Consider the following 21,626-nt stretch of genomic DNA (forward strand, 5'->3'; position numbering starts at 1 on the left):
CTGGGGATAACAGCGATCGGAAGATTGTTCTGTCATCGAAGTGGAGTCCGCACCATCAGGATTCTGTTCTTAGCCTTACATCTCCTGAAAGAAGGTGAGCCTCCATGGCGCTGTCCACTGCGGCAGATCTCGTTAAAGCTCCTTTGTTATATAAGGGAAAAGTACGTGAGTTGTACGATCTGGGTGAACATTTTCTCATCGTGGTTACGGACCGGATTTCGGCATTTGACTATGTGCTGGACCCAGCCGTTCCCGAGAAGGGCAATGTGCTAAATAAACTGAGCAGCTTCTGGTTTGAACTGACGGGCGACATGATGGATAACCACGTGGTGCATACGGATGTAAACCAATTGGGCGATATCATCACTGATCCTGAACTGCTCAAAGACCGCATCATGGTGACCCGCAAAGCCGAGCGCATTGATATTGAATGTGTGGTGCGTGGATACATTACTGGTGGCGGATGGAGACAATATGAGAAAAGCGGAGAGGTCAACGGCATCAAGTTGCCGGATGGACTTCGCAAAAATGCCAAGCTCGACGTTCCCATCTTCACCCCAGCAGCTAAAAACGATGTTGGTCATGACGAAGACATTCCGATGGATCGAATGAAAGAAATTGTCGGAGATGCTCTCGCGATTGAGCTTCAGGAAAAGAGCCTGCGTCTCTACGAATTCGCTCGCGACTATTGCGATCAGCGGGGCATCATTCTCGCAGACTGCAAATTCGAGTTCGGCATGGTCGATGGGAAAGTCATTCTGATCGATGAAATCTTCACGCCAGACGCTTCTCGCTTCTGGGCCCAGGAGAATTACGAACTCGATATCGAGATCGACAGCATGGATAAAGAGCCAGTGCGCACCTATCTGTTAGGCAGCGATTGGGACAAGAACAGCAAACCTGACCCGCTGCCACAAGAGGTAGTGGAGGCCACAACCGCAAGATACGTCGATATTTATAATCGTCTAACGAAATAATAGGTTGAAACGTTTGAAGTGAACTTCGGGAAAGTTTGAGGTGGCTAACGTTTGAGTGTAGGCTACGGGAAAGTTTGGCTTTCGATCGCTGTTGCCTCCGGAATGTTTGGATTGGAATCCTTTTTTTCAAAAGGAAACATTCCGGTTGCAAAGGCGAACGCTAACGCTTCTCCAGCTCAAATCTTTCCCTCCGCCAGTGTTCAAACTGGTGGGTGAGGCAATTAAGAGCGGTGGCTTCCCACAGGTAGGGAAGCCTGAAAAGATTACGAGAATTAAATTCATTGATTACTAAAGTAACTTAAAAACCATTCACTGGTTTCACGTAATGGTCAGTCCCGACCATTACACACCGTGCAACGTAAAAGGTTTAGGCCTTTAAAAAACGTCGCATGGACTAGCGGAGGGGCGGAATTGTTCTTAAAGGAGCGATAGCGTTCGCCTTTGTCCCCGGGTTTTGACCGCACAGCGGGCCAAAACAATCAAAAAACCTGGGGACAACAGTGACCGGAAGAACAATCCACCCCGGAGCGAGCTCCACCATTACCCACCGTGCAACGTAAAGGGTTTAGGCCTTTAAAAAAGCGTCGCATGGACTAGCGGAGGGGCGGAATTGTTCTTAAAGGAGCGATAGCGTTCGCCTTTGTCCCCGGGTTTTGACCGCACAGCGGTTCAAAACAATTCAGAAAAACCTGGGGACAACAGCGACCGGAAGAACAATCCGCCCCGGAGCAAGCTCCACCATTACCCACCGTGCAACGTAAAGGGTTTAGGCCTTTAAAAAAGCGTCGCATGGGCTAGCGGAGGGGCGGAATTGTTCTTAAAGGAGCGATAGCGTTCGCCTTTGTCCCCGGGTTTTGACCGCACAGCGGGCCAAAACAATCAAAAAACCTGGGGACAACAGTGACCGGAAGAACAATCCGCCCCGGAGCAAGCTCCCAAGTCACTTTTTTTAACAGCGTAAAGCATTTATCCCGTTCATTACTGAGGAGGAACATAAGGATCATGATCAAAGCAACCGTCTATGTCACTATTAAGCAAAGCGTTCTCGACCCGCAAGGAGTAGCTGTTCAAGGTGCCCTGCACTCGATGGGATTCAATGAAGTGGAAAGTGTACGGATTGGTAAAGTCATGGAACTGACTCTGGATACAACAGACCGTGCGGAAGCGGAGAAACGATTGACAGTAATGTGTGAGAAGCTGCTGGCTAACACCGTTGTTGAAGATTACCGCTACGAATTGGAGGGTTAATCCCATGAAATTTGCAGTTCTTGTGTTTCCTGGCTCCAACTGCGACATCGACTGTTACAAAGCAGTAGAAGATGCGATTGGACAAGAGGTTGATTATGTATGGCACACGGCTACAGATCTATCGGCTTATGATTGTATCCTAGTTCCAGGTGGTTTCTCTTATGGTGACTATCTGCGCTGCGGAGCGATATCCCGTTTTGCACCCGTAATGAACGAGGTAGCTAAGGCTGCTGAACAAGGTAAATATATTCTGGGCATTTGCAACGGATTCCAGATCCTCACTGAGGCGGGATTACTTCCAGGTGCATTGATCCGCAATATGTCGCTGAAATTCCGTTGTCACGATACAGTGTTGAAAGTAGCGAATGCAGATACTCCATTTACACGTGACTATGCACCTGGGGAAGAGATTGTTATTCCGATTGCTCACGGTGAAGGAAACTATTACTGTGACGAGGAAACGCTCGCGAGTTTGCAGGCTAATAACCAGATCGTCTTTACGTATGGCAGCAACCCGAACGGATCCCTGGGTGATATCGCGGGAATCTGTAATGAGGGTGGAAACGTGGTTGGCATGATGCCACATCCAGAGCGCGCGGTGGACTCACTGCTGGGTTCGGAAGACGGCAAACGTATGTTTACATCTATTTTGAAAGCATGGAGGGATCGGCATGACGCAGCAGCTATCCGCTAAGGAACCGACGGCAGAACAGGTCGCAGAACATAAACTTTACGCACAAATGGGCGTGTCTGACAGCGAGTATGAGCTGATCTGTGAGTTCATGGGGCGTAAGCCGAACTACACGGAAATTGGTGTTTTCAGTGTTATGTGGTCCGAGCATTGCGCGTACAAAAACTCCAAGCCGTTACTGCGTCGATTCCCTACAAGTGGACCACGTGTCCTAATGGGGCCGGGTGAAGGCGCCGGAATCGTGGATATCGGTGATAACCAGGCCGTTGTATTCAAAATTGAAAGCCATAACCATCCTTCCGCGGTTGAGCCTTACCAAGGTGCTGCAACAGGTGTGGGCGGAATTATCCGTGATATTTTCTCCATGGGCGCAAGACCGGTTGCATTGCTGAACTCCCTTCGTTTTGGCAAGCTGGAGAGCGATCGCGTTAAATATTTGTTCGAACATGTTGTAGCAGGTATTGCAGGATACGGGAACTGTATCGGTATTCCTACCGTTGCTGGTGAAGTGATGTTTGATGAGAGCTACGAAGGCAATCCGCTGGTTAACGCGATGTGTGTGGGACTGATTGATCATGACAAGATCCAGCGCGGTGTAGCTAAAGGTGTGGGGAACCCAGTGTATTATGTTGGGCCACCAACAGGCCGGGATGGTATTCATGGAGCAACCTTTGCATCGGTTGAACTGACGGAAGAATCCGAGTCCCAACGGACAGCGGTTCAGGTCGGTGACCCGTTTATGGAAAAACTGGTGATGGAATCCTGTCTGGAATTGATCGACACGGGAATCGTGCTGGGAATTCAAGATATGGGTGCCGCTGGTCTGACATGTTCGAGTGCAGAGATGGCAAGTAAAGCAGGTAATGGTCTGGAACTGTATCTGGATCAGGTGCCACAGCGTGAAGAAGGCATGACACCTTACGAGATGATGTTGTCCGAGTCCCAAGAACGGATGTTGTTCGTCGTTGAGCCGAAGGATGAGGCGCAGGCGATGGAAATCTTTGAACGTTGGGGCGTAATCTGTGCCAAAGTCGGTAAAGTAACGGATGATGGTCGTCTGAAATTGATTCACCACGGCGAAGTGGTTGGAGACATGCCGGTAACAGCACTGGTTGACGAGTGCCCTGTGTATGACAAACCTTCTTCTGTACCTGCCTACTACGAGCAAAGTGCTTCCATCGACACGCTTCGTTACGACGAAGTGTCGGATCTCGGCGGAGCTTTGAAACAAGTGTTGGCTTCACCAACAGTAGCGAGTAAAAAATGGGTTTATGATCAATATGACTACATGGTGCGTACAAGCACTGCCGTTCGTCCTGGTTCGGATGCAGCCGTAGTTACGATCCGTGGTACACGCAAAGGTCTCGCGATGACAACGGACTGTAATGGACGTTATGTTTATCTTGATCCTGAAGTAGGTGGACGGATTGCCGTAAGTGAAGCAGCGCGTAACATTGTATGTTCCGGTGCTGAGCCGCTGGCGATCACGGACAACCTGAACTTCGGTAACCCGGAGAAGCCGGATATTTTCTGGCAAATGGAGAAAGCGGTAGACGGTATGGCGGAAGCTTGTCGTGTGCTGGATACGCCGGTTATCGGTGGTAACGTAAGTCTGTATAACGAAAACGCCAAAGGCTCCATCTATCCAACGCCAGTTGTCGGTATGGTAGGTCTCGTTCATGATACGGATCATATCACGACACAAGCATTCAAATCCGAAGGTGATGTTATCATCCTCCTCGGTGACACAAAAGCTGAACTGGGTGGTAGCGAGCTGCAATACGCGGTTCATGGTCAGACGGAAGGTCGTCCACCAGAACTGAACTTGCAAACGGAAAAAGCATTGCTGGGAACCGTGCTGGAAGCTATTCAATCCGGTCTCGTCCGCTCTGCACATGACTTGTCTGAAGGCGGCTTGGCTGTTGCACTCGCAGAGTCTTGTATCAGCGGTAACGTAGGAGCACAGGTGAATGTGGAGACTGCATTACGTGCAGATCACGCCCTGTTCAGTGAGAGCCAATCCCGTATCTTGTTGTCGGCTACGCCAGAGCAAGCGGGTAAACTTGAAGCATTTGTACGTGAGCGCGGTGTACCTGTAGCTGTGATTGGACGTGTAGAAGGAAGTAACCTGACAATTGAATTGAACGGAACATCAGCCGTGAACGAACCTGTAGGAGGTTTAGCTCAGGTCTGGGAGGATGCGATTCCATGTCTCATGAACTGACGACAGGACCATTGTGGACAGGTGATTATTATAACGAAGGGTCCGGCAAGGAAGGACTCGACAAATTAAAGGAAGAATGCGGAGTATTCGGGGTGTTCAGACACCCTGACGCGGCTTCGCTCTCCTATTATGGACTGCATGCGCTGCAACATCGGGGCGAAGAAAGTGCAGGCATGTGTGTGAGTGATGGCAGCCAGTTTAACTATCATCGCGGCATGGGTCTGGTGAAGGAAGTCTTCACTAAAGACCTGATGCAGACGTTGACCGGGGATATTTCCATTGGACATGTCCGTTATTCAACAAGTGGTGACAGTAAGCTGACGAACGCACAGCCATTAGTATTCAAATACCGTGATGGTGATCTGGCTGTAGCAACGAACGGAAACATTGTAAATGCGCCAACAATCCGGCGTGAATTGGAGCAGGGCGGATCTATTTTTCAAACGACCAGTGATACCGAAGTTATTGCCCATCTAATCGCGAGATCTTCCAAAGGATTGGTAGAAGCCGCGAAGGATGCGTTCCAGCGTATTGTGGGTGGTTATGCATTTCTGATCATGACCAACGACAAATTGCTGGTTGCTTCTGATCCCCATGGTCTGCGTCCGCTCACAATGGGTAAATTGGGAGACGCGTATCTGTTCGCATCCGAGACATGTGCATTGGAGACGATTGGTGCAGAGTTGATTCGTGACATTGAACCGGGTGAACTGTTGGTGCTGGATGCGGATGGTCTTCACGAGGACCGCTTCGATCATCACAAACACCGCAAGGCACTGTGTGCGATGGAGTATATCTACTTTGCCCGTCCGGACAGTGACATGAATGGTGCAAACCAGCATGCTGCGCGTAAACGGATGGGTAGCCGGATGGCGATTGAGTCGTTTGTCGATGCAGATCTGGTAACAGGTGTACCGGACTCCAGTATTTCCGCGGCAATCGGCTACGCCGAGCAGACAGGGATTCCGTATGAGATGGGTATGATCAAAAACAAATACACCGGACGTACGTTTATCCAGCCAAGCCAGGAACTGCGGGAACAAGGCGTGAAGATGAAACTGAGTGCTGTGCGCCGTGTGGTAGAAGGCAAACGCGTGGTCATGATTGACGACTCCATCGTACGGGGAACCACTTCCCGCCGAATCGTGAACATGCTGCGTGATGCCGGAGCAACAGAGGTGCATGTACGCATTACATCACCACCGTTCAAAAACCCGTGCTTTTACGGCATCGATACGCCTGACAGCCGTGAATTGATTGCCTCCCAGCTGTCAGTGGAAGAAATTTGCCGTGAAATCAACGCGGACTCTCTGTCGTTCCTCAGTCCGGACGGACTGATTGCATCGATTCAGGGAGATAATCAGGATGACTACAAAGGCGGGCTATGCCTCGCATGCTTTGATAATGATTACCCAACCCGCCTCGATTTCGGCGGCGAAGAGAAATTCGGCTGCAGCTGCTAGCTGTTATCCGGACATACAAACGTAACTCGCCGCCCAGCCCTTAAGCCCCGCCTTGCGGAGCAACAGGGGCCAAGGCAGCGGTGCAAAGCAGCTGCCCCCCGGGCACAGCCCGAGCCCTTAGCCCCGCCTTGCGGAGCAACAGGGGCCGGGCAGCCAGGCGAAGCAGCTGCCCTCCGGTCGCAGCCCGAGCCCTTAGCCCCGCCTTGCGAAGCAACAGGGGCCCAGGCAGCGGTGCGAAGCAGCTGCCCCCGCGGGCTTGCCCCGCAGCGCAGCCGAGCGGGGTTCGCCGACCGGTGGCCTGCGGCCAACGGAATCGGCGAACAACCACGCGAGCATACGAACGAACCAACCATAGCAAGATCATACCAGCCACCCCTGCACCGCTTGTTTGGCGGGTGTCCAGAGGGCCTGCCAAGGTCCTTTGGGGTCCTCCCGGGCGGGAGGATTTAGGAGGGGCGAAAAAAAAGGAGCTGATTCCACTTGTCCGAAGCATACAAAAACGCCGGTGTCGATATCGCGGCAGGCAACGAAGCGGTTGAACGGATGAAAAAACACGTGAAGCGTACCTTCCGTCCGGAAGTGATGACAGATCTGGGAGGCTTTGGCGCCCTGTTCGGTTTGAACAAAGATAAATATGAGGAGCCGGTGCTTGTATCCGGTACAGACGGTGTAGGAACCAAGCTAAAAATCGCATTTGCCATGGACCGTCATGATACCATCGGAATCGACGCGGTAGCCATGTGTGTGAACGACATTGTGGTACAGGGCGCAGAGCCGCTGTTCTTCCTCGACTATCTGGCTTGTGACAAAGTCATCCCGGAGAAAATCGAAGCCATTGTTGCGGGAATTGCAGAAGGATGTCATCAATCGGGCTGTGCTCTGATCGGTGGAGAAACGGCTGAAATGCCGGGCATGTACAGTGAAGGTGAATACGATATTGCCGGATTTACGGTAGGTATCGTGGACAAAGCGAAAATCATTAACGGTACAACGATTGCTCCTGGCGATACGGTCATCGGACTTGCATCCAGCGGTGTGCATAGTAACGGATTCTCCTTGGTCCGCAAACTTTTGTTGGAACAAGCCGGATTGAGCTTGCAAGATGAAGTCGCTGAACTGGGCGGTAAGCTGGGTGATGCACTGCTGGAACCAACGAAAATCTATGTAAAACCACTCCTGTCCCTGCTTGAAAAGGTAAAAGTAAAAGGCATGGCCCACATTACTGGTGGTGGCTTCATCGAGAACATCCCGCGTATGCTGCCAAGCAGCGTGAATGTAGATATTGATTACGGTTCTTGGCCGATTCTGCCAATCTTCAACCTGCTGCAAGAAAAAGGATCTGTCTCAAACCGCGACATGTTCACCACGTTTAACATGGGGATCGGACTTGTCCTGGTCGTGAACGAAGCAGATGCAGGTGAAGCATTGGAACAATTGAAAGCATCCGGTGAAGAAGCGTACATCATTGGACGTGTGACCGAAGGAGATGCGCGAGTAACCTTCACGGGAGCGGATGTTTAATGGCGAATTACCGTATTGCTGTATTTGCCTCTGGTGAAGGGTCCAACTTTCAGGCATTGGTTGATGCAGCACGGAACGGAGGGCTGGGGGCATCGATAGATCTGCTGGTATGTGACAAACCGGCTGCACGTGTGGTGCAGCGGGCGCAGGATGCAGGCGTGGAATGCCATCTGTTTACTCCCAAAAATTATGATTCCCGCGAAGCCTACGAGGCTGAGATCGTGGAAGTGCTTGAATCCAGAAACATTGACCTGGTTGTTCTTGCCGGCTACATGAGATTGTTGACTTCGGTAGTCGTGAATCGCTATGCAGGAAGATTGATTAATATTCATCCGTCATTGTTGCCAGCGTTTGCAGGCAAAGATGCCATAGGGCAGGCACTGGAATATGGCGTTAAAATCACTGGAGTTACCGTCCACTTTGTGGATGGGGGCATGGATACAGGGCCGATTATTGCCCAGCATCCTGTTCCGATTTTGCCAGAGGATACGCCTGAGTCAATCAACCGTTCTATTCATGCGGCCGAACAGCAGTTATACCCCGAGGTTGTTTCCTGGTTCGCTCAAGGTCTGGTTCAGTTAGACGGACGTCACGTCACTGTTAACAAACCGGTGTGAAATAAGTTTAATAATTTTTTTACACATTAACGGAGAGGACAGAAAAAACCTGAAAAAGCGAAGCTAAAAGCTTTCTGAAAGAAAGCTGCATCGGAAGCATACGCTTCGCCTTTATCACCGGATTTTCCCTTTAAGAAAAGGGAATCAAAAAATCTGGGGATAACAGCGATTGGAAGGTTGTTCTGTCATCGGAGTGTCCCGTGTAAACATCTTGGTTCAACTTGTATAACAGAAGTCGAAAATTGGTACGCATTTTGTGATATTTCTCGGGAAATAAATCGGTTGTGTTTCGCCATGAAACGCGAAGCCATGGGACATTAAAGGAGGAGCATATTGTGAGTATCAAAAGAGCGCTGGTCAGCGTATGGGATAAAACAGGCATCGTGGATTTTTGCCGCGAGCTGTCGCAAATGGGTGTGGAGATTATTTCGACAGGAGGTACAAGCAGTCTGTTGTCGAAGGAAGGCGTACCTGTCATCGGAATTTCGGATGTGACCGGTTTCCCGGAGATTATGGACGGACGTGTTAAAACATTGCATCCTGCAGTTCATGGTGGTTTATTGGCTGTTCGTGACAGCGAAGAGCACAAGCGCCAGATGGAAGAGAATGGACTGGATTATATCGACCTCGTTGTTGTAAACCTGTATCCGTTCCAAGACACGATCGCCAAACCGGACGTAACATATGAGGACGCAATCGAGAACATCGATATTGGTGGTCCAACCATGCTTCGTTCTGCTGCCAAAAACCATGCTTATGTTAGTGTTGTTGTAGACACAGCAGATTATGGCAAGGTGCTTGAAGAGGTCCGCAGCAATGGGGACACCACACTCGAGACACGCAAACGGCTTGCGGCAAAAGTGTTCCGCCATACAGCGGCATACGATGCAGTTATTTCCGATTATCTCTCCAACCTGAACGGTGATCCACTGCCAGAGCGTCTGACGGTTACTTACGAAAAACTCCAGGATTTGCGCTACGGCGAAAATCCACATCAGCAGGCGGCATTCTATCGCAAACCGCTGGCAGCCCAAGATACGTTGACAACAGCCGAGCAATTGCATGGCAAAGAGTTATCCTACAATAATATCAACGATGCGAACGCAGCCTTGCAGATTGTGAAAGAATTTGAAGAACCGGCAGTTGTGGCGGTTAAACATATGAATCCTTGCGGCGTGGGTATTGGCGAAAGCATCTACGAAGCTTATGGAAAAGCTTATGCGGCTGATCCAACTTCTATCTTTGGTGGAATCGTGGCAGCCAACCGCATTATCGATAGCGATACAGCGGCTAAACTGAGTGAGATTTTCCTGGAAATCGTACTGGCTCCTGATTTTACACAAGAGGCACTCGACATCCTGACCAAAAAGAAAAATATTCGTTTGCTCAAAACGGGCGAACTGAACGCTGCCCGCAATCGGGCGAGTAACTTCGTAGTAACCTCCATCGACGGCGGCATGATCGTTCAACAAAGCGATGTGCATTCCTTTGAAGCGAGCGAGCTCAAGGTAGTTACAGATCGTGCACCATCCGAAGACGAACTGAAACAGCTGTTGTTTGGCTGGAAAGTGGTTAAGCACGTGAAATCCAATGCAATCGTGCTTGCAGCAAACGACATGACTGTAGGTGTAGGCGCAGGGCAAATGAACCGTGTTGGCGCAGCCAAGATTGCTATTGAACAAGCTGGAGAACTAGCCAAGGGAGCCATTCTGGCATCCGATGCATTCTTCCCAATGGGTGATACACTGGAACTTGCAGCGAAGGCTGGAGTTACAGCCGTTATTCAACCAGGTGGTTCGATCAAGGACGAAGAGTCCATCAAAGTAGCGAATGAATACGGTATTGCCATGGTCTTCACAGGCGTTCGTCACTTCAAACACTAGAGTGAAAAAGGTTTAATAAGGGGTGTCGCCTGTCATGCTTATGACTTATGGTACACCCCTTCTTTTTTAAGCTATTTCAATATGTAATAGTATAACAAAACCAGTTATGCACGGAGGGGGAACAACACTAATGGATATTCTGGTAGTGGGCGGCGGTGGCCGGGAACACGCAATCATATGGGCACTGGCGAAAAGCCCGAAGGCAGGCAAGATTCATTGTGCTCCGGGAAATGCAGGCATTGCACAGCTTGCCGAGTGTCATCCGATTGCGGTGAATGAGTTCGATAAACTAACGGCTCTTGCTGTAGAGCTTAAAGTGGGATTAGTGGTTATTGGTCCGGATGATCCGCTGGCGGATGGGATCGTGGATGCATTTGACGGGACAGGTATTCCGGTATTCGGACCTCGTCGCAATGCAGCAGAGATCGAGGGAAGTAAAACGTTCATGAAGGACCTGCTGCACAAATACAACATTCCAACCGCAGCCTATGAAAAATTCGACAATTACGAACAAGCGCAGGCTTATCTGAATGAGCAGTCCATCCCTGTGGTAATCAAGGCCGATGGGCTGGCAGCTGGAAAAGGCGTTACTGTAGCCTATTCCCGTGATGAGGCTGATCAGGCACTCCGCAGCATTATGGTGGACAAAGTATTTGGTGAAGCAGGAGCCAAAGTCATTATCGAAGAATTCCTGGCAGGTCAGGAAATGTCGATTTTGGCTTTTGTCGATGGGGAGACCGTTCGTCCGATGGCTGCTGCACAGGATCACAAACCGGTATTCGACAATGATCAGGGGCCAAACACGGGCGGAATGGGTACATACTCACCATTGCCACATATCCCGGCCTCCATCATTGAAGAAGCGGTAGAGACGATTATCAAACCAACAGCCAAAGCGATGGTATCCGAAGGACGTCCGTTCCAAGGTGTATTGTTTGCCGGGCTGATGATTTCACCAGATGGTAAACCCAAAACGATTGAGTTCAACGCTCGCTTCGGTGATCCCGAGACACAGGTCGTATTGCCACGTCTGAAGAGTGATCTGTTCGACATTTTCTGGGCAACCGTGCACGGGAAATTGGCGGATATCGAGATTGAGTGGAGCGACGAAGCCGCTGTATGTGTGGTGCTTGCATCTGGAGGATATCCTGGTCCGTATGCAAAAGGTGTAGTTATTGAAGGACTGGATCAAGTCGACGAAGCAGTAGTATTCCACGCTGGAACGGCACGTAATGAATCTGGAGAATGGGTTACCAATGGTGGACGGATTCTAGGCGTTGTGGGTCGTGGTTCTGATATTGCCGAAGCTAGAAACAAAGCCTACACTCAAGCAGAACGTATCCATTTTGACGGTAAACATCAACGGTCTGATATTGCCGCCAAAGCATTGGTATAACTAATTCTAATTCATTGTAACTTGATAAAGTGAAACCAAAGGGCCCGTAAAGATCTACACCGAAAAGGTGTTTGCATCCTGCGGGCCCTTTTCAACGTATACATGATTATCGTTTCATTGCTGGGCTTGTCATGGTCCGGATAAGGCAAAGAAGAATGGTTGTACTAAAAGGCCTGTAGTAGGTTTAATCGACCAAAGTAAAGGGTACCATTTCTATAAACTGTTCTATACTAATTATGTGAACCATATCACATAAAATAAAACTGTAGATCGAGAAAGACCACATACATAAAAGTTTATTTTGTGAACTCATTTTATTATCTATATTCCAAACCATAACGTGCAACTGGATGGTTTGGCGTAGAACATGTTATACTTTTCTGAAACAGGAATGAACAAGAGGGGAGGTGGATATCTATTGGGAAGGCGATATTGTAAATTGTCCAAATGGAGAATTTTGGTGGAGTAAATCGAGAAACAATGACAGCATGAGGGGGAACCCTGTTTTTAGTGAAGTAGTTTCTATAAGTGATTGACTTCATCCTGAATTCCTGTTTTGCAATTTTACAAGGTCAAAGTACAACCTATACACACTTTATCAATTATCGATTTCATATAAGGCATACGCCATATTGAACGTCAATCAGCTGTTGAATGGTTAACCAAGTTAACCGATGACGCTGTAACTATCTCTGGAGGTGAATCCCTGAGAAGCGGGGAAATCATTGGACATAATCACCATATTAAATATTGTATTACTCATTATCTTGATTGCGTTGACCGCATTTTTCGTTGCATCTGAGTTCGCTGTGGTTAAGATTCGTACATCAAGAGTGGATCAACTGGTTGCCGAGGGGAATAAAAAAGCCATATTGGCCAAAAAAGTAGTCTCGGACCTCGATTATTATCTGTCAGCCTGCCAGCTCGGTATTACCGTAACTGCCCTTGGATTGGGGGCGCTCGGTAAGCCAACCGTTGAAAGGTTGTTATACCCGGTATTTAATTATCTGGACGTTTCAGCTTCCATATCGGCGGTTGCTTCCTATGCGATTGCCTTTATCCTAGTCACGTTCCTGCACGTGGTGGTTGGGGAGATGGCTCCCAAAACGATGGCGATTCAATTTTCGGAAAAATTGACGCTGTTGCTCTCGCCGCCGCTATATTGGTTCGGAAAAATTATGTATCCCTTCATTTGGGCGTTGAATGGTGCATCCCGGGTAATTCTTCGGACATTTGGCGTGAAGCCTGCCAGACATGAACAGGCCTACTCGGAAGATGAGATCAAAATCATCATGAACCAGAGTTATGAAGGAGACGAGAACAACAAGACCAAGCTTTCATATCTGGAAAACGTATTCGTGTTCGATGAGCGTGATGCCAAAGATATCATGGTTCCGAGGACAGAGCTTGTGACACTGAATCAGAATATGACTTATGACGATATCATTCCGATATTGGATGAGCATAATTATTCACGTTATCCCGTCATCGAGGATGGGGACAAGGACCGAATTGTCGGTGTAGTGAATGTGAAAAAGATTTTGCCTGACATGGTCGCCCTTAGGGAGCACCAACTTATCGATTTTGTTCGGGAGATTCCGTTCGTATCTGAAGTTACAAGTATCCAGGATGCCATGATCAAGATGCAGCAGGAACGCGTGCACATGGCTGTGGTGGTGGATGAGTACGGAGGTACTTCGGGAATCATTACAATGGAGGATATTCTGGAAGAGCTTGTCGGCGAGATTCGGGATGAGTTCGATGCTGATGAAGTTGCAGACATTCAGATAACCGGAGAGAACCAATATCTCATTAACGGCCGGGTGCTGCTGGATGAGTTGGAGCGACAGTTTGGGCTTGTATTTGAAGGTAATGAAGAAATGGATACCGTGGCCGGATGGATTCAATTCCAGAAGGGTGTCGGTGTGGAACAAGGCGATACGGTAGAACACGGTGATTATGTCTGGACCGTTGTGGACGCAGAAAATTTTCACATTAAGCAGGTTCTGCTTGAACGTGTAAACGGTACTGAGGTCGATGAATCTGTCAGTGACCTGGCGTGATGTTGGTTCGATCATGACTGTAATCTAGGGTATGACTGCCCATTTGGCTACTGCCCTCAGAATTTAAATGTTTTGGCAACGTAGCAGTGTAGGGGACGGAATCGATTCTGAAGAAGCGTAGCGTTCGCGTGTGCAAACCAATTTTATACCTTTGAAAACAACAATCAGGGAAATTTGGAGGCAATGGCGATCGGAAGAACGAGCCGTCACCGGAACGTCACTCGTGCAACCTTAATATAAATTTTACTTGGAGGTGAATCCCTCATATTGAGGGAAATCATTGGACGGAATAATAGCCTTAAACTTATTTTTAGTAGCCGTATTTATAGGTCTGACTGCCTTTTTCGTTGGAGCGGAATTTGCAATTCTGAAAGTACGGATGTCCCGAATAGATCAGTTGATCTTGGAAGGAAACAAAAAAGCGGTACTGGCCAAAAAAGTGGCTCACAATCTGGATTATTATCTATCTGCGTGTCAATTGGGTATCACGATCACAGCGCTGGTATTGGGTGCGTTGGGTGAACCCACTGTTGAGAAAATGCTGCATCCGCTGTTTGAGCGACTGGAAGTCCCAGCGGCATTGTCTACGGTACTTTCGTACGGGATTGCCTTGGCAATTATCACGTTCCTGCATGTCGTTATCGGTGAATTAGCACCGAAAACACTGGCGATCCAGTTTGCAGAGAAGATGACACTATTGCTTGCACCACCGCTGTACTGGTTTGGTAAGATCATGAATCCGTTCATCTACGCGCTGAATGGGGCTGCCCGTCTATTGCTTGGCATCTTTGGTATAAAACCTGCCGGTCACGATACAGTTCACTCCGAAGAGGAACTGAAACTGATTATGGCGCAGAGTTATGAGAGTGGAGAAATTAATCAGACAGAGCTGGACTACCTCAAAAACATTTTTGCTTTTGATGAACGTCTGCTTCAGGAGATTATGATCCGCAAAGAAAAAATCGTTACGTTGGACAAAGAAATGCCGCTGGATCGTATGATCGAGGTTCTAAAGCAGCATGAATATACACGTTTCCCTGTGATCGAAAAAGGAAATCAGGATCAATTCGTTGGATTTATTCATACAAAGGAAATGCTCACGAGTGTTGCAGCAGGCCGGGAGTTCAATATGGATACGTTTGTACACGACATGTTGAAATTTTCGGAGTTATCGCCGATTAAGGATGTCTTGGTCCAGATGCAGCAAAGTCGTTCCCATATCGCAACAGTGCATAATGCAGGAGGGGAAACAGTTGGTCTGGTTACGATGGAGGATATTCTTGAAGAAATTGTTGGAGATATCAAGGACGAGTATGATGGCAAAGATCTGGTTCAACCGCCTAAGCGATTAAAATTAACCTAAAACGTAATGCGAGATTGTAAGGATTGATGGTGTGCGGCGGCAATTGAATAAGTTTCAATGAAGACAGGTTTCCGAGTGATCGGGGCCTGTTTTTTGCCCATCTCAGTATACTCAAGTGGCATTTAGCAGGTTAAAGCCCAGTAATATCTTAACTTTAAAACAAAAGCTTGCTTATTTAGTCCTAATGGATTAATATAAATTTAAAGAATCTTAATTTAAAGATAAATAACAAAAAGCGATGCATAACGAAATTCTAAATATAACAATGAACCAAATAAAACCAAGGGAGTGGAGATTATGTTCAGAACTTCAGGAATCCATCACGTTACGGCTTTTGTAGATGATGCACAGAAAAATGTTGATTTTTACGCAGGTGTATTGGCACTGAGACTGGTGAAAAAAACGATTAACTTTGATGCACCGGATGTGTACCATCTGTATTATGGCAATGAGGATGGGGCACCGGGTACTATTATCACCTTCTTCCCTCAACAAAATGCCAGAAGAGGTGTCATCGGTGCAGGACAGACTGGCGTAACCGTATATGCAATTCCGGTGGGCAGTCTGCCATTCTGGAAAGAACGTCTGACCTCCTTCGATATTCCATTTGAAAATAAAACAAGATTTGGCGAGCAGTACATTCGCTTCTTCGATAAAGGCGGTCTATTGCTCGAGTTGGTTGAGCGTGAAGGAGGTCAGCCAAGCCAGTGGGCATTCAACGGTGTACCGTCGGAACATGCCATTAAAGGTTTTGGTGGAGCTGTACTATTTAGCCATGTACCTGACAAAACAACGGATGTGCTGACAACGATGCTCGGTCTGGAGCAGGTAGGAGAAGAGGATGGAATCATTCGTCTGCAGGCGAGTGGTGACATCGGTCAACTGATCGACATTCAATCAACTGGAATCCAGCGGGGAATTGGCGGAGCAGGTACGGTTCACCATATCGCATGGCGTGCAAAAGATTATGTCGAGCATGAACAAATGCAGCAGGAGCTCCAAAAAGCCGGTTATCATCCAACTTCGGTCATTGACCGTCAGTACTTCAACGCTGTGTATTTCCGGGAACCGGGAGGTATACTGTTTGAACTGGCTACTGATCCTCCAGGATTTGCACGGGATGAACCACAGGAAAGCATGGGTCAAAAGCTGATGTTGCCTGAATGGTATGAACCACAGCGTGAGCAGATTGAACAGCTGCTGCCACCTATTCAAGTACGTGAATGGAAAGGAGAGTCCAAATCATGACTACTACCAATACAATGAAACATATTTATAAAGCAGGTTCTCAGCCAGATGCACCCACCCTTTTGTTGCTGCACGGCACAGGTGGAACGGAGAACGATCTGGTAGGTCTGGCCGAGATGATTGCCCCAGGAGCAGGTATTCTGGGGGTGCGTGGTAATGTATCCGAAAATGGAATGCCCCGTTTCTTCCGCCGTTTGGCGGAAGGGGTGTTTGACGAAGAGGATCTCATTGCACGGACTGCGGAACTGGGTTCTTTTGTGGATGCAGCTGCTGTGGAGTATGGCTTTGATCGTGCCAATGTCTTCGCACTGGGCTACTCCAACGGAGCAAATATCGCAGCAAGTCTGATCTTCCACCAGGCTGACGTATTCAAAGGAGCGATTCTGCACCATCCGATGGTACCGCTTCGCGGTTTGGAATTGCCAGACCTGAAGGGGCTGCCTGTATTCATCGGCGCAGGAGAGAACGATCCAATTGTGCCGAAACGAGAAACGGATGAACTCGCTTCATTGCTTAGTGGAGCAGGTGCAGTCGTGCATATGCACTGGGAACGTCAGGGGCATCAGTTGACTCGTACCGAGGTGGAGGCTGCTGCGGTTTGGTTTAAGACTCAGGCTTGAGTCGAAGTGACTGGCTGCTTAAATACTTCTTATAAAAGGGTTGTCCCATAGGTCATGAAAATGACGGGACACCCCTTTTTTGCCGTTTTTAAGGTTTAACGAAGCGAGCAGCATGCTACTAATGCCAATTTCCAACGATCCACTTTTTAATGAATCAGAGCGACACTATGCCTTGTCCTAAAGTGTAGAATAATCTATAATCAAGTAATTGATAATCATTTTCAATTAGATTCGGTTTGTTATGACTATGCGTGTAATCAGGAGGGGAAGATGAAGCCTAACCATAGCTCACATTCTTTTGGTTCAAGTGCATTTATTCAGACCCGGGATGGTCGCAAACTACATTATATGTCCAGAGGAACAGGCGATCTGACCGTTGTATTTGAGTCCGGTATGGGCTTCTCACGATCGACTTGGGGGCTGGTAGCACCTGCTGTTGCTGAACATACACGTGCTGTCGTGTACGATAGGTCGGGGACAGGACGAAGTGAAGTCGATTCATCTGCGCGCAATCTCCGTAGTATAGCAGAAGACCTGGACGATCTGCTGACTGCATTGGGGTCTGGTCCGTTCATATTGGTAGGGCACAGCTGGGGAGGCCCCATTGTACGAGCAGCTGCGGCCTCGAACCTGTCACGATTAAGGGGAATCATCCTGGTTGATCCTTCAGACGAGCATTGCCAATTGTACTTTTCCAAAGCAGCCAAATTCAATTTTGGCTTGAACAGTCTCCTAATTCCACTCATGGCACGTACAGGATTGTACAGATTATTAGGCAGCAGACCTGGAAGTGTACAGCCTGACGATGTTGTCAGGGATCACCGTTCCGAGGATTTCACTGTACAGGCGGCTAAGACAATGGTTGCAGAGTCGAAACCTTTTCTGACTGACTTGGCTTCCTTGCTGATTACTCCTCTCGATCTTGGTGATCTGGAGGTTAGCATTATATCAGGCACGAAAACAGGTATGGGAGAACGTAAAATAAGACCTGCTATTATCGAGGCACACCGCCGGACTGCGAGTACTTTAACGAATGCAAAATGGATCGGAGCCGATCGATCCAGCCATATGGTCATGTTTACAGATCCACAGGTCATTGTTGATGAAATATTGCGAATGGTAATTGATGCGAGCTCAGGCGCAAGAACAGAACAAAAGTGATACAATAAAAAGAAAAAGCAATGCTTGCATTGCCAACCAAGATAAGCGGAGTGTGGATAAGAGATGAAACCAGTGGAACAAGAACCAACGGGAACTGCCAATTCCGGCCGTACCGGTGTTGGCATGGAAGATATCGTGCGCGCACATCATGTACTGCGTGAAGTCATTGTAAGAACGCCATTGCAGCTGGATGCTGTATTGTCGGCCAAATATAACTGTAATGTGTATCTTAAACGGGAAGACCTACAGGTAGTCCGTTCGTTTAAAATTCGTGGAGCATACAACATGATTCGTAGTCTGACTCCAGCTGAACTGGAGAAAGGCATTGTCTGCGCGAGCGCGGGTAACCATGCGCAGGGAGTTGCTTTTTCCTGTAATGCGCTTAGCATCCACGGCAAAATCTTCATGCCGAGCACAACTCCTAACCAGAAGGTGAAACAGGTCCGTCGATTTGGTGGAGATAATGTTGAAGTGGTGCTGACAGGTGATACGTATGACGATGCTTATGAAGAAGCTATGCGTGCGTGTAATGAACAGGGCATGACGTTTATCCATCCGTTCGATCAACCGAAGATCATTGCGGGTAATGGTACGGTAGCGATGGAGATCATGGAGAGTCTGGATGCAAAAGCGGATTATGTTTTCGTAACTATTGGTGGCGGCGGTCTGGCTGCTGGTGTTGGAACTTACATGAAGACGGTTAGCCCGGAAACCCGCATTATTGGCGTAGAACCACTTGGCGCGGCTTCCATGAGTGAGGCGATGTTCCGCAAGCAGGTTGTGACGTTGGATGATATTGATAAATTCGTGGATGGTGCTGCGGTAAAACGCGTCGGTGATCTGACCTTCGACATCTGTAGCGGCACGTTGGATGACATCCTGAAGGTGCCTGAAGGCAAAGCCTGCACCACCATTTTGGAGCTATATAATGAAAATGCGATTGTTGTGGAGCCTGCCGGTTCTCTGGCGGTTGCTGCACTCGAGCAGTATCGCGAACAAATTGCGGGCAAGACGGTTGTCTGTGTGATTAGCGGCGGCAACAATGATATCGATCGGATGCAGGAAATCAAAGAACGTTCATTGATCTACGAAGGTCTGAAATATTATTTCATGGTTAATTTCCCACAGCGTGCGGGAGCTTTGCGTGAATTCCTTGTGGAAGTATTGGGACCCAATGACGACATTGCCCGTTTTGAATATACGAAGAAGCATGATAAGGAAAATGGACCTGCCTTGGTGGGCATCGAGTTGATGTACAAGGAAGACTACCAGCAGCTGATTGAACGTATGAATCGTAAAGGTCTCGCGTATACCGAGCTGAACAAAAATCTCAATCTGTTCAACATGTTAATCTGATGAATCATTCCAATATGAAGTCGGACCGTAGTGAGGCGCAGCCTCTGTTGAGACCTGCTCGCATAGAAGATGCGACACAAGTCATCCCTTTGCTTTATCAGGCGATTGGTGATATTGCCTATGCTCTGGCGGGTGAAGGTGATCATCAGAAAGCGATGCAGATATTGCAGCAATTTTACGTGCAGGAAGACAATCGGATCAGTTATCGCAATATAACGGTAATGGAGCAGAACGAACAGGTCGCTGGAATACTGGTGGCATATGATGGCGGTGAAGCAGATCTTCTGGATCAGCCAATTCTGGATCGGCCTGGTCGGAGTACAGATGAGAAATATACGTTGGTCAAAGAAACCCGTCCTGGGGAGTATTATCTGGATACTCTATCCGTAAGCGAAGCGTATCAGGGGCAGGGTATCGGCAAGGCATTGATGGCTGCTTTTGAGCAGCAGGGCAGGGAACTTGGACACTCCCAGGTATCCCTCATTGTTGAACGTGACAATGGGCGGGCCTTGATGTTGTACGAACGCCAAGGTTATATCAAAGATGAAGTGATTGTCATTGCTGGACATGAGTATAACCATATGGTCAAGCCAATTCATCGATAGAATCCAAAGAAAAACCGACATGGGAGCGAAGCCTATGTCGGTTTTCTTTGTGTTCATTATGTGCTTTAGGTGATTAATATCATGAATTATTTAATAGCCGGCATACGCCCCGGTCGGGACATTCTGTTCTAGCCATTTCTCCACCGCAGCTGTTTTCTCATATTTCGCTTCCTTAACGACATCCATAAAGGCATCCAGCTTGGTGAGGAATTCACTATCGACGGATGCAAGACGCTGTAAGACGCCGTTGTAACCTCTTTGGGCGTTCGCAACCATTTTGTTCGTGTCATAATCAAACAGCGGTGTGTTGTTCAGCCCATAAAAGGTATACAGGGTATAACTGTTCAACAAATCCTGCACCTGCTTGGCCCGATTCGATTTCGGATAAAGCTCCAGGAATCTTTCCTGGCTGAGTGCTCGAAGGAGAATTTCCTGATATCCAATGACCAGAGCTCCGTCATCCGCAGGCAAGTTTTTCGTTTCCTTCGTCATGATCATGATGTAGCTTGAGATATCTTCTGTAATATCAGAGGTATATTTCACGAGTGCCGCATAATTCATAATGGGATAGAGGGAGCCTTCGAGCATGACGAGGCGATAGCCGCTGTCACGGGCTTCTTTTAACAGCACACGCAGATCGGAGTCCTGAGTACGCCCCATGAGTTTGGTGAAGTTGTCGTTCGTTTGGTATGCCTTGAGCATCTTGTCCTGAACGTTAGGAACGAGCAAGCGGTCTGTCATGGAGGTTAGAGCCTTCAGACGTGCATTCTCCAATTGAAGCACCATTAGGGTAGCGTGATGCTTTGTTACTTTTTTGATATTGGAATCCAGAAAGGTGTCAGCGGCGGGTAAGCCGTTCTTTTTTTTGAGCATAGACTGAAATGTTTTATATATGGCGGTTGAACTGCTGGTGGTTACTTTGGTATCCGGGCTTAAAGGGGCGGCAGTAGCAGCTCCAGATGTAAATGCGGTTCCTGTAAAGATTGCAGCAAGGGTAAGGACTGTGATGAAGAATCGCACCCTTTTGCGTTGTCCAGATAAATACGATGATGTCATCTGTGTGAACCTCCCGTAATTTTAAAAATAATAGGTTGTTATTCACTATACATTAAACGAAATTGGGAAGGATGTTGTTGCGGAATAATGACAAATTCTTCTGTTATTTTTAACCTTTGGAGGGTAGATGGATG

Annotated in this window: 18 protein-coding genes; 16 read left to right on the forward strand and 2 right to left on the reverse strand. The window is 48.1% G+C overall.

Going from position 1 to position 21,626, the window contains the following annotated elements; genetic code table 11:
* The first annotated feature begins 104 nt into the window (after positions 1–104).
* The 5 genes from G3352_RS13110 (at position 105) to purF (ending at position 6,603) form a co-directional block, all read left to right on the forward strand.
* Positions 105–977 (forward strand): phosphoribosylaminoimidazolesuccinocarboxamide synthase, encoded by an 873-nt coding sequence (locus G3352_RS13110; RefSeq protein WP_163757067.1) that lies wholly within the window; start codon positions 105–107, stop codon positions 975–977.
* 1,002 nt (positions 978–1,979) lie between these two features.
* Positions 1,980–2,225 carry a phosphoribosylformylglycinamidine synthase subunit PurS gene (gene purS, locus G3352_RS13115; protein ID WP_024633544.1) on the forward strand — a complete coding sequence of 82 codons (246 nt, stop codon included), beginning with the start codon at positions 1,980–1,982 and terminating at the stop codon, positions 2,223–2,225.
* Positions 2,226–2,229: 4 nt separating this feature from the next.
* Positions 2,230–2,919, forward strand: coding sequence for a phosphoribosylformylglycinamidine synthase subunit PurQ (gene purQ, locus G3352_RS13120; RefSeq protein ID WP_024633543.1), 690 nt, complete (start codon positions 2,230–2,232; stop codon positions 2,917–2,919).
* Positions 2,897–5,140: a phosphoribosylformylglycinamidine synthase subunit PurL gene (purL, locus tag G3352_RS13125; RefSeq protein ID WP_163757069.1), complete on the forward strand. Its 2,244-nt coding sequence runs from the start codon at positions 2,897–2,899 to the stop codon at positions 5,138–5,140. Before purQ ends, purL begins: the two co-directional genes overlap by 23 nt.
* Positions 5,125–6,603, forward strand: a complete 1,479-nt coding sequence (purF, locus tag G3352_RS13130) for an amidophosphoribosyltransferase (protein WP_163757071.1) — start codon at positions 5,125–5,127, stop codon at positions 6,601–6,603. The genes purL and purF overlap by 16 nt, the downstream gene beginning before the upstream one ends.
* A 40-nt stretch (positions 6,604–6,643) precedes the next feature.
* Here purF and G3352_RS13135 read toward each other — a convergent pair whose 3' ends face one another.
* A complete protein-coding gene (locus G3352_RS13135) occupies positions 6,644–7,096 on the reverse strand; it encodes a hypothetical protein (protein WP_163757073.1) in 453 nt (150 codons plus the stop codon).
* On the opposite strand from G3352_RS13135, the gene purM reads away from it, so the two are divergent.
* The 11 genes from purM to G3352_RS13190 all read left to right on the forward strand — a co-directional run bounded on the left by purM (position 7,084) and on the right by G3352_RS13190 (position 20,436).
* Positions 7,084–8,124: a phosphoribosylformylglycinamidine cyclo-ligase gene (gene purM, locus G3352_RS13140; RefSeq protein ID WP_163757075.1), complete on the forward strand. Its 1,041-nt coding sequence runs from the start codon at positions 7,084–7,086 to the stop codon at positions 8,122–8,124. The two genes, G3352_RS13135 and purM, sit on opposite strands and share 13 nt — an antisense overlap.
* Positions 8,124–8,741, forward strand: coding sequence for a phosphoribosylglycinamide formyltransferase (purN, locus tag G3352_RS13145; protein WP_163757077.1), 618 nt, complete (start codon positions 8,124–8,126; stop codon positions 8,739–8,741). The genes purM and purN overlap by 1 nt, the downstream gene beginning before the upstream one ends.
* Before the next feature lie 335 nt (positions 8,742–9,076).
* Positions 9,077–10,624 (forward strand): bifunctional phosphoribosylaminoimidazolecarboxamide formyltransferase/IMP cyclohydrolase, encoded by a 1,548-nt coding sequence (gene purH, locus G3352_RS13150; RefSeq protein ID WP_163757079.1) that lies wholly within the window; start codon positions 9,077–9,079, stop codon positions 10,622–10,624.
* Positions 10,625–10,754: 130 nt separating this feature from the next.
* Positions 10,755–12,020, forward strand: a complete 1,266-nt coding sequence (gene purD / locus G3352_RS13155; RefSeq protein ID WP_163757080.1) for a phosphoribosylamine--glycine ligase — start codon at positions 10,755–10,757, stop codon at positions 12,018–12,020.
* Positions 12,021–12,745: 725 nt separating this feature from the next.
* Entirely contained in the window at positions 12,746–14,083 is a 1,338-nt protein-coding gene (locus tag G3352_RS13160) for a hemolysin family protein (RefSeq protein WP_163757083.1), read from the forward strand.
* 280 nt (positions 14,084–14,363) lie between these two features.
* Positions 14,364–15,446, forward strand: coding sequence for a hemolysin family protein (locus G3352_RS13165; protein WP_163757085.1), 1,083 nt, complete (start codon positions 14,364–14,366; stop codon positions 15,444–15,446).
* A gap of 297 nt (positions 15,447–15,743) precedes the next feature.
* Positions 15,744–16,694, forward strand: coding sequence for a ring-cleaving dioxygenase (locus G3352_RS13170; protein ID WP_205524858.1), 951 nt, complete (start codon positions 15,744–15,746; stop codon positions 16,692–16,694).
* A gap of 14 nt (positions 16,695–16,708) precedes the next feature.
* Complete coding sequence (locus tag G3352_RS13175) at positions 16,709–17,314, forward strand: alpha/beta hydrolase (protein WP_099859048.1); 606 nt, start codon at positions 16,709–16,711, stop codon at positions 17,312–17,314.
* Positions 17,315–17,584: 270 nt separating this feature from the next.
* A complete protein-coding gene (locus G3352_RS13180; protein ID WP_163757087.1) occupies positions 17,585–18,475 on the forward strand; it encodes an alpha/beta fold hydrolase in 891 nt (296 codons plus the stop codon).
* A gap of 63 nt (positions 18,476–18,538) precedes the next feature.
* Positions 18,539–19,831: a threonine ammonia-lyase IlvA gene (ilvA, locus tag G3352_RS13185; RefSeq protein ID WP_163757090.1), complete on the forward strand. Its 1,293-nt coding sequence runs from the start codon at positions 18,539–18,541 to the stop codon at positions 19,829–19,831.
* Positions 19,831–20,436 (forward strand): GNAT family N-acetyltransferase, encoded by a 606-nt coding sequence (locus tag G3352_RS13190; RefSeq protein ID WP_240343063.1) that lies wholly within the window; start codon positions 19,831–19,833, stop codon positions 20,434–20,436. Before ilvA ends, G3352_RS13190 begins: the two co-directional genes overlap by 1 nt.
* A gap of 90 nt (positions 20,437–20,526) precedes the next feature.
* Here G3352_RS13190 and G3352_RS13195 read toward each other — a convergent pair whose 3' ends face one another.
* Positions 20,527–21,492 carry a hypothetical protein gene (locus tag G3352_RS13195; protein ID WP_163757091.1) on the reverse strand — a complete coding sequence of 322 codons (966 nt, stop codon included), beginning with the start codon at positions 21,490–21,492 and terminating at the stop codon, positions 20,527–20,529.
* Positions 21,493–21,626: the final 134 nt, after the last annotated feature.

The sequence above is a fragment of the Paenibacillus sp. ALJ109b genome (assembly GCF_010747435.1).
Classification (GTDB): Bacteria; Bacillota; Bacilli; order Paenibacillales; family Paenibacillaceae; genus Paenibacillus; species Paenibacillus taichungensis.

What these genes read in the sequence shown, in the direction of transcription:
- G3352_RS13110 (WP_163757067.1), top strand. Translation starts at nt 105, where the DNA reads ATGGCGCTGTCCACTGCGGCAGATCTCGTTAAAGCTCCTTTGTTATAT.
- G3352_RS13135 (WP_163757073.1), bottom strand. Translation starts at nt 7,096, where the DNA reads ATGCTTCGGACAAGTGGAATCAGCTCCTTTTTTTTCGCCCCTCCTAAA.
- G3352_RS13170 (WP_205524858.1), top strand. Translation starts at nt 15,744, where the DNA reads ATGTTCAGAACTTCAGGAATCCATCACGTTACGGCTTTTGTAGATGAT.
- G3352_RS13195 (WP_163757091.1), bottom strand. Translation starts at nt 21,492, where the DNA reads ATGACATCATCGTATTTATCTGGACAACGCAAAAGGGTGCGATTCTTC.
- G3352_RS13180 (WP_163757087.1), top strand. Translation starts at nt 17,585, where the DNA reads ATGAAGCCTAACCATAGCTCACATTCTTTTGGTTCAAGTGCATTTATT.
- G3352_RS13175 (WP_099859048.1), top strand. Translation starts at nt 16,709, where the DNA reads ATGAAACATATTTATAAAGCAGGTTCTCAGCCAGATGCACCCACCCTT.
- ilvA (WP_163757090.1), top strand. Translation starts at nt 18,539, where the DNA reads ATGAAACCAGTGGAACAAGAACCAACGGGAACTGCCAATTCCGGCCGT.
- purF (WP_163757071.1), top strand. Translation starts at nt 5,125, where the DNA reads ATGTCTCATGAACTGACGACAGGACCATTGTGGACAGGTGATTATTAT.
- G3352_RS13190 (WP_240343063.1), top strand. Translation starts at nt 19,831, where the DNA reads ATGAATCATTCCAATATGAAGTCGGACCGTAGTGAGGCGCAGCCTCTG.
- purN (WP_163757077.1), top strand. Translation starts at nt 8,124, where the DNA reads ATGGCGAATTACCGTATTGCTGTATTTGCCTCTGGTGAAGGGTCCAAC.
- purL (WP_163757069.1), top strand. Translation starts at nt 2,897, where the DNA reads ATGACGCAGCAGCTATCCGCTAAGGAACCGACGGCAGAACAGGTCGCA.
- purS (WP_024633544.1), top strand. Translation starts at nt 1,980, where the DNA reads ATGATCAAAGCAACCGTCTATGTCACTATTAAGCAAAGCGTTCTCGAC.
- purQ (WP_024633543.1), top strand. Translation starts at nt 2,230, where the DNA reads ATGAAATTTGCAGTTCTTGTGTTTCCTGGCTCCAACTGCGACATCGAC.
- purD (WP_163757080.1), top strand. Translation starts at nt 10,755, where the DNA reads ATGGATATTCTGGTAGTGGGCGGCGGTGGCCGGGAACACGCAATCATA.